Source organism: Candidatus Dormiibacterota bacterium, assembly GCA_036495095.1.
GTDB lineage: Bacteria > Chloroflexota > Dormibacteria > Aeolococcales > Aeolococcaceae > CF-96.
The window spans coordinates 71,574-80,050 of record DASXNK010000107.1 but is presented as its reverse complement, the minus strand read 5'-3'; the positions used below and the strand labels follow the sequence as shown (position 1 = coordinate 80,050).

General features: G+C 70.8%; 6 protein-coding genes. 2 read left to right on the top strand and 4 right to left on the bottom strand.

Translation table 11 applies throughout. The annotated features are described in order from the left end of the window. Positions 1-789: 789 nt before the first annotated feature. Positions 790-2,469: a hypothetical protein gene (locus tag VGL20_11690; protein HEY2704344.1), complete on the bottom strand. Its 1,680-nt coding sequence runs from the start codon at positions 2,467-2,469 to the stop codon at positions 790-792. Positions 2,470-3,015: 546 nt separating this feature from the next. Between VGL20_11690 and VGL20_11685 the strand changes: the two genes are divergently transcribed. Beyond that, positions 3,016-4,551: a S53 family peptidase gene (locus tag VGL20_11685; protein ID HEY2704343.1), complete on the top strand. Its 1,536-nt coding sequence runs from the start codon at positions 3,016-3,018 to the stop codon at positions 4,549-4,551. 179 nt (positions 4,552-4,730) lie between these two features. Continuing rightward, entirely contained in the window at positions 4,731-5,240 is a 510-nt protein-coding gene (locus VGL20_11680) for a hypothetical protein (GenBank protein ID HEY2704342.1), read from the top strand. A 36-nt stretch (positions 5,241-5,276) separates the two neighbouring features. Here VGL20_11680 and VGL20_11675 read toward each other — a convergent pair whose 3' ends face one another. The 3 genes from VGL20_11675 to VGL20_11665 all read right to left on the bottom strand — a co-directional run bounded on the left by VGL20_11675 (position 5,277) and on the right by VGL20_11665 (position 8,403). Beyond that, positions 5,277-5,747, bottom strand: a complete 471-nt coding sequence (locus VGL20_11675) for a hypothetical protein (protein HEY2704341.1) — start codon at positions 5,745-5,747, stop codon at positions 5,277-5,279. 77 nt (positions 5,748-5,824) lie between these two features. Then, complete coding sequence (locus tag VGL20_11670) at positions 5,825-7,750, bottom strand: Dyp-type peroxidase (GenBank protein ID HEY2704340.1); 1,926 nt, start codon at positions 7,748-7,750, stop codon at positions 5,825-5,827. A 104-nt stretch (positions 7,751-7,854) separates the two neighbouring features. Continuing rightward, a complete protein-coding gene (locus VGL20_11665; protein ID HEY2704339.1) occupies positions 7,855-8,403 on the bottom strand; it encodes a hypothetical protein in 549 nt (182 codons plus the stop codon). Between the last annotated feature and the right edge of the window lie 74 nt (positions 8,404-8,477).

Sequence of the window (8,477 nt, the reverse complement as noted above, 5' to 3'; positions counted from 1 at the left end):
CATGACGTCCCGCTCCTGTCCCAGATGTGGCCTCTGGCACGATGTGGCGACGAGCTGCGATGCTCGGATCGCCCTGTACGCCTATGTCTCGTCGCACGGCTCCGAGCAGGCAGCGGCCGACGCCGCGGAGGCCGTCGCCCTGGAGCGGTACCGGTACCGGCGACGGGGCAGGTAGGTCCGTGGCCGCCGCTGCGGAGGTGCGGGAGCGGCGCGCTTGAGCCCAGCGCACCTGCAGGGCGATCCGGTGGAGGCGATCGTGCGCCTACCATCCGATCCACGCGTTCAGGTGGATCGGCCCCGACGAACGCGAGCACCACGTCCGCTACCACTGGGTACCCGCCGCCGGGGTTCGTGACCCTCTCCTCACGTGAGGCCAGGCGTCGTGACGCCGACTACCTCCAGCGCGAGCTCGCCGAGCGCCTCGAGCGGGAACCGATCGTCTTCACCATGGAGCTGGAGCTCGCCGGCGACACCGATCCCGTCAACGACCCGACGGCGGAATGGCGGGGGACGCGCGTCACCGTGACCGCAGGGAGACTGGAGGTGACCGGCCCGGACGCCGGGTGCGAGAGCGACGGCCTCGTGTTTCGATCCCACCCGCCTGACCGACGGGATCGAGGCGCCGGACGACTCCGTGCTGTGCTTCCGACCGCCCGCGTACGCGGTGTCGCCGAGCGCCGGGCGGCCATCCCTCCGCGCTGAGGATCGGGACGGCGGGCGCACGACCGGGTCGACCGCTGCCTCGCGGTCGACCCGGCGATGATGCGTCGGCCTCTCAGGGCGTCCGGGTCACAGGACGTCCGGACTGGTGCCCACACCGGCGACGTTCTGCTGCGGCGCCCAGCTGGCACCGTCGAAGCTCGACCAGTAGATGCCGTCGTCCCCGGAGAGTCCCTTCCACGAGGCGAGGAGCGCGGGGCCGAATGTCACGAGGGACGGGCCGACGCTCGTGGCCACACCCCCGACGTTCTGCTGCGGCGCCCAGTTGGCACCGTCGAAGCTCGACCAGTAGATCCCCTCGTCGCCGGACATGCCCTTCCACGCGGCGTAGAGCAGGTTGTTGAAGACCGCCAGTGCCGGGCGATGGTCGGTGGCCACACCCCCGACGTTCTGCTGGGGTGCCCAGCTGGCGCCATCGAAGCTCGACCAGTAGATCCCCTGGTCGCCGTTGATCCCCTTCCAGGCGGCGTACAGCTTGTTGTTGAACACGGCGAGGGACGGACCCACACCGGTGCCGACGCCCGCGATGTTCTGCTGGGGCGCCCAGTTGGCGCCGTCGAAGCTCGACCAGTAGATGCCCTGGTCGCCCCAGACCCCCTTCCACGCGGCATACAGCCGGTCGTTGAACACGACGAGGGACGGTCCCACGCTGGTGCCCACGCCCGCGATGTTCTGCTGAGGGGCCCAGGCGGCGCCGTCGAAGCTCGACCAGTAGATCCCCTGGTCGTCGACCATCCCCTTCCACACCGCGTAGAGCGTCCCGCCGAACAGGGCGAGCGACGGGCCACCGCTCGTCGCGACACCGCCCACGTTCTGCTGGGCGGCCCAGCTGGCGCCGTCGAAGGTGGACCACCAGATCCCATCGTCCTGCTGGATCCCCTTCCAGGCCATGTACACGGTGCCGTTCACAGCGGCGACGCCCGGCGGGACGCCGAGACCGGCGGACGTGTAGCAGAGGTCGACCTCTCCACCGGCCGCAGCGTTGCTGATGACCTCCGTGCACTGACCGATGTCCGACACTGCGTCATTCACCGTCCAGGTCAGAGCCGGGGTGGTACCACCGGTCTGGAGGCCGATCGCCCTCATCGCCGTACCCTGGACGGCGGGGTAATCCGACGGCTGCGTGATCCCGTAGACCTCGAGCGTCTGAATGCACCAGGTGAGCTGCTCGACATTGCTGATCGGCAGGCCGGTGTTGGCGATCCCCTGGAACTCCGAGTTGTAGCTGAAGCCGGTGGGCGACTGGCCGGTCAGGGACATGACCCCGACGAGTACGTCTCCCGGGTTCACCGCGACCAGGTCGGAATGGAAGGCCGGGCCACCGGCACCGTCGACATACCAGCTCGCCACCGCCCAGTAGTCGCCTCCGCCCGCGGCGGACGCGCCCCACTGCAGGACGGGCTGGTAGATCATGGTCGAGTTCTGGATGCCGTTGAACAGGAAGATGGTCTGCCCTGACCGGGTGCTCGGCGCGGGTGGCACGACCCATGTCGTCGTGAAGTTCGACACCGGCGTGCCGGTGTCGTTCGTCCAGGAGGCATAGGTGATCCACCCGGACCCGAACGCCGGGACGGTCCGTGCCGCCGCCGCACCCGGGGGGTGATGGACGACATTGCCAGGCATCAACGGCTCGCCGCCGGGACGCTGGGGGAGCGACCCGAAGTCCTCCAGCACCGCACCTGACGGGTGCAGCCTGCGGAGTTGCGTGCCGGCACCGTCGAGGATCGTTCCCGGCTCGATCCGATGCACCTGCGATCTGGGTCGAAATCCCCCGGGTGTGATCACGTGCTCCTCGGCCATGTTCGTGCTCCTCCCATCATCTGTCGACTGCGTCTGCTCCACGACATCGCTCCCGTCCGCGTTGCCGCGCACCGTGTGCCCCGGGGTGACGTGATGCACGGCATCTGCGGGGCGCGGCCCCCCCGGGGTGATCACCGGTCCGCGCTCTCCCCTCTTCGGATGCTCCTCCTCCATCTCCTCTCCGGAACATCCAGTCGACCGCGCCACCGAGTGGCGCTGATCGGCCGGCACCCGTATCGTCGCCTGTGATCCACCGTGCTTCGATGGCGCGCGCCACGGCTGCGGGGTGCAGTCCGACCGCCTGGGTCCCGCCGCGGACGCCCGCCACGGACAGGACACCCGGGATGCGGAGAACTCCACAGACGGCCGGGTTTCGCCGGGAGATGATGGGTCGCGCCGTCAGGGCCAAAGACGGCAGAAACCCATGGCCAAGGAGGAGACACCATGCCCGCATCGGGGAACCGAATTCCCGTGAAGGGAAGCGAACGCGCTCCCATGCCCGGCTCTCGTGCGCTGGGACCCGCCGACCCGAAGGAGGTCGCGACGGTCACCATCGTCCTGCGTCCCCGGCCGGGCGCGGACGGCCCGCCACCGCGGGATCGGGCGCACCTCAGCCGCGAGCAGCTCGCCGCCACCCGCGGTGCCCATCCGGACCACCTCGCCGCGGTGGAGGACTTCGCCCGGACGCACCGCCTCGCCGTGGTGGAGAGCAGCCCGGCCCGGCGCTCCGTCGTGGTCTCCGGCTCGGTCGAGGCGCTGAGCGCGGCCTTCGGGGTCGAGCTGATGACCTACGACCATCCGGCCGGCCGCTACCGAGGCCGGACCGGTCCGGTGCACGTGCCGAGCCATCTCGCCGGCGCGGTGCTCAGTGTCATGGGTCTCGACAACCGGCCCCAGGCTCAGCCGCACTTCCGGGCGGGGGCAGTGGGTGGGGCTCCTCCCGCGGGGACGTTCACCCCGGACCAGGTGGCGAAGCTCTACGGCTTCCCGAGCCAGGGCACCGGGACGGGACAGACGGTGGCGGTCATCGAGCTGGGCGGTGGCTACACCGATGCCGACCTCGCCACCTACTTCGGCGAGCTGGGGATCGCCGCCCCGCAGGTGACCGCCCTCTCCGTCGACGGCGGCGCGAACCAGCCCGTGGGCGACCCGAGCAGCGCGGATGCCGAGGTCATGCTCGACATCGAGGTGATCGGCGCGGTGGCCCCTGGCGCCGGCATCGCCGTCTACTTCGCGCCCAACACCGATCAGGGCTTTCTCGACGCCATCACGACGGCCGTCCACGACACCGTCAATCAGCCGTCGATCATCTCCATCAGCTGGGGCTCGTCGGAGTCGAACTGGACCCAGCAGGCGCTCCAGGCGTTCAACCAGGCGTTCCTCGACGCTGCGCACCTCGGGGTGACCGTCTGTGCCGCGGCGGGCGACAACGGCTCGGCCGACGGCGTCGGGGACGGCCTGGCCCACGCCGACTACCCGTCGTCCGACCCCTACGTGCTCGGGTGCGGCGGCACCACCCTCACCTCGGCGGACGGCGACACGATCTCCTCGGAGATCGTGTGGAACCATGACCAGGGCGCGACCGGTGGCGGGATCAGCGACACCTGGGATGTGCCGGACTACCAGGCGGCCGCCGGGGTCCCGCCCACTGTCAATCCGAACGGTCGCGTGGGACGGGGCGTGCCCGATGTCGCCGGCAACGCCGATCCGGCCACCGGCTACCTGGTGCGGGTGGACGGCCAGGAGTTCCCGGTCGGTGGCACCAGCGCCGTCGCACCACTGTGGGCGGGCCTGCTCGCGCTCGTCAACGAGCAGCTCGGAGGACCCGCCGGGTTCATCAACCCGCTGCTCTACACCCGGGCCGCGCCCGCAGGCGCGCTCCATGACATCACCCAGGGGAACAACGACGTCAGCGGGCTGGGCGGCTACACCGCCACGGTCGCCTGGGATCCCTGCACCGGTCTGGGGAGCCCCGACGGTGCGCAGGTGCTGCTGGCCCTGTCGGGAGCACCCGCCGCCCTGGCATCCTGAGGACCGGCGGGAGCGGACTGGTCACGGCGGTGGCTGCACGCTCGGCGATGCAGCCACCGCCCCTCCTCTCCGAGCGGCACGAGTGCACACACCGGGAGTGGCGTGCACCGTCGAGGCCCAGCTGACGCGCCGGGAGAATCGACTCGGACGGACCACCGATCGGAGACGAGGGAAACGACATGCCACTCCTCAACAACGACGCGAACCGGCGCGACTGGGGGATCACCGCGCCCACGCTGAACGTCACCAAGGTCGGAGGCCTCTTCGCGGCGATCATCACACCCGCGGGAGGGGCTCTCGCCGCTCTTCTCAAGTCGATGGCGGGCGCACCCGACTCCATCGTCATCGCGATCCTGGCCGTGGTCGGGGTGGTCATCCTCGCCACCACGGTCATCGTGGGCCTCGACATCCATGTTCGAGGCATGGGTGCCCGAGCCGCGCGTCAGCCAGCTGGAACCGGCATCGTGCCGCTCACCCGGGGGTTCGAGGTCACCGTCGCCGGACAGGGACCGGCTCGTCTCCGGGCGCTGGCGCTGCGCGAGGACCCGAGCAACGCCGGCCAGCTCGAGTATCTGATCGTGGGCTGCGGCCCCGCGGCGCCGGAGTGGCGGGCCGCCACCGAGGTGACGGTGGTGGGAGCCGGAGCAGCACGCATGCGGGGACGTGACCACCTCGGCCGTGTCGCGTGAGCTCGATGCGCCCCGGCCGCAGGCTGCTCCGGCGGGTCATGCGGCCTGGGAGAGCGCGACCGCGACACCGGCGATGCTGCTCAGGCCGAACATGACCAGAACCCAGGAACGACCGATGCGTGGGGCGCGACACCGGCGCCGGCCTCCGTCCTCCACGGCGAACCATGCCGCGGTCCGCGGCAGCGAGAGGCGCCAGGCGATCCACGGCGCCACCGTGACCATGATCAGCATCGAGGGCAGGTAGTGCACCGGCACCCACCGCATCGCCAGCGCGAGGTCCAGAAGCAGGCCGGCGGCGGCGACCAGCCACAGCAGGACGATGTCGATGCAGAGCGCCGTGTGATTCCCCCGTCGCAGTGACTCGCCCAGCACCAGGAGCAGCACGGCCGGGATCACACGGGCGGCCAGGCCCGTGACACCGTGGTGCTCGCCGAGCCGTCCCCACAGGCCGGCAACGCCCTGCGCGAGCAGCTGGAACGCGAGCGCCCAGAGGAAGACGACGGCCACGCCGAGCCCTGCCGGTCCGCGTCGTGCCGGCGACCGTGACCGAGCAGCGCTGGGCGGTGTGTCCGGGCCCCGCGTGGTCATCCCGGCGAGGCCCCGCTCCGCGCCTGCTGTTCCGCGGACCTGGCCGCCGCAGTCGCGTGTTCGACGATGTGGTCGACCCCGTCGCGCCCGGGCACGAGGAGGTAGGCGCCCCCCCGGGTGGTGACCAGCGGCGCGAGGTCGGGAAGAAGGCGCGGGGGGCGCCCCTGGACGACCATCCAGCGGCCGGAGCTGCTGTCACCCGCGATAACGTCCCTCGCCGGACCCAGCTTGAAGGCGTCACCGCGGTTCAGCCACCGGGTCTGGATGAACTCGAACTGCCGGTCGATGCTGCTCATGTAGGCCATGAACACCAGGCCCCGGGGATCGCCCTCCTCCCGGTCCTCGGTCGCGTCAGGGGGAAGCGGATCTCCGTACGGGATGCCGCGGCGCAGCATCCGGTGGCGGAGGGGGAAGCTGTCCGCCTCCAGGGCGTCACGGGGATTCGCGCGCCGGATGTGGGCACCGATGGGGCATGCGAAGCCGTCCCGATCGCCGCGGTAGCCGAAGTCGTTGCTCAGCCGCGGGGAGCGGGCCCGCAGGGGATCGGGCCCGTCCGGGGAGAGCACCAGCGGGGTGCCGTCGCGCCAGCGTCCCATCAGCTTGGCGGCGAGCTCCTCCTCGCCGCCCGGCGGCGCCTGCTCGCGCAGCAGCGCACGGAAACAGCCCACGTGCTGCTGCAGCTTGCGGTACACGAGGTAGCTTCCGTTGTGCGACAGCGCACCCGGTGGGCCGTGCGGCCGGGTGCCGCCCTCGTCGCGATGTCCGAGGAGGAACTCGCCAAGCGCGATGCGAGGGTTGGGGCCACGCCGCCAGGGCCAGATGCGCCACATCCCGACGCGACCGCGGCCGGACAGGATGCGCGGCTGGCTGATGCCGTCGACGAAGCCGAAGTGCTCACGGCCGTCCGGCATCCGCTTCGCCCGCCGCTCGCCGACGATGACCACCTGTCCTCCGGTGCCGTCGATGTCACCGAGCAGACGGCTGTGCTCCTCCTCCAGCGTCTCCTGGTCCCGAGCGTGGATCGCCACCATGACGTGCACGCGGTCGGGCGACCCGGTGCCGTCGTCCCAGTACTGGGGCGCGCTGTCGCCGACGTCGCCGAGGAGCCTGGCCCTGTGCACCGGCCCCTCACGGAAGTCGGTTGGAAACAGGGCGAGCGACTCGTCATCGAACCCGAGTGCCCTCAGGCCCGGGTAGGTGAAGCCGACATTGAGAGCCCAGGGCGGACGGTCCGGCTCGTCCTCATAGGTCACCCTCGATCCGACCTCGGCGAGCCACCGGGCGGCCGCAGCCCCCCCGCCCACCTCGACGAAGCTGATGACCGCGAAGGGCAGCCGGTAGGGTCGCAGCACGTTTCCCTGAGGAGGGTTGTGCCCGCCCGGCTGTCCCCTGCCCGCGATCCACGCCGGCCGCCGGGCGCGCGGCCGGGGCCTGCGGGTGGGTGTCATCGCCTCGGTGAAGACCGCCTCGAACCGCGCCTTGAGCGACGCCGGCCGGGTCGCGGCGGCGGCGAAGGCCATCTCGCGGAAACGCCCGTGGAGCTCGAGGCTCCGGATGACGTCCTCGAGGGTTGCGTTGTATCCACTGAAGGGCAGGCCGACGACCAGCCGGCACCGCTCCAGGTATTCGGTGAACGCCGCCCTGTCGCCCGGGTGGGGGCCGTCCACGCACCGTCCCCACGTCTCCTCGACCTCGTCGCTGAGCAGGGTGCGGAGCAGCTCGACGTGCGCGTCCACAGTGCCGTCGAAGGTGCTGGCGTAGAGGAGGTGGGGTTGAACGAAACGGCAGCGATCGTGGGCCGGCTGACGATCGCTGTCGTCGATGACCACCCACCGCGCGAAGTGGATGGTCCCGTTCATCCGGTGGAAGGGGCTGTGCTCGCCGGTCCCGAGCCCCCTCAGGTAGTCCCTCAGGCCCAGCACCTGGTCATCCCTGATGGGACTGAGGACGGCGAACACCGGAAGCGGCCTCCCTCCCGTCAGAGCGACCCGCCTCCGCTGCCGTCGTCGGGGTTGCGAGACCGCCGTCACAGCAGCCGCTGCACCTCACTCAGGAACCGGTGAAAGCGCTCCGGGAATGCGTCCGCGTCGACGGCGGCGGCCTCCGCACGGAACGTCAGCAGCGACCGCTCGAGTTCCAGGGCTCGGGTGATGTCGGTCGCCGTGGCCGTCGGCCGGGCGGCGTAGTAGTGGTCGGCGCCGTAGTCATACATGGTCGCCGAGCGCTGGAACGGGGTCAGCCGAAATGGGCCGGGGAATCCCACGGAGCTGAGCCATACCAGACCGAGGCGAACGCGCAGGGCCTCGGCGAACTCGGCCAGGTACTCGTCACGGCCGCCGTCGAAGTTGCTGATGAACACAAGGGTGTTTGCCTGCCGGCGAGCACCGGGTACGGGCCCGCCCCACGGCAGCGGATCGGTGACGCCCCAGCCCGCGTAGTCGATGAACGACAGCCGTCGCAGCTTGCGCAGGAGCGCCGGAACCAGATGGATGACCGAGAACACCAGTCCGAGCTGCAATGGCCCCCAGCGGTGCACCGGGCAGACCACGGTCATGGCCTCGGTCTCGCCGGTCAATCGTCTCGTATCTGACACAACCTGCCCAGCTTGCGCCCTTCTGAGAGTTCGTCCAGTATAGGCCCATACGGGAA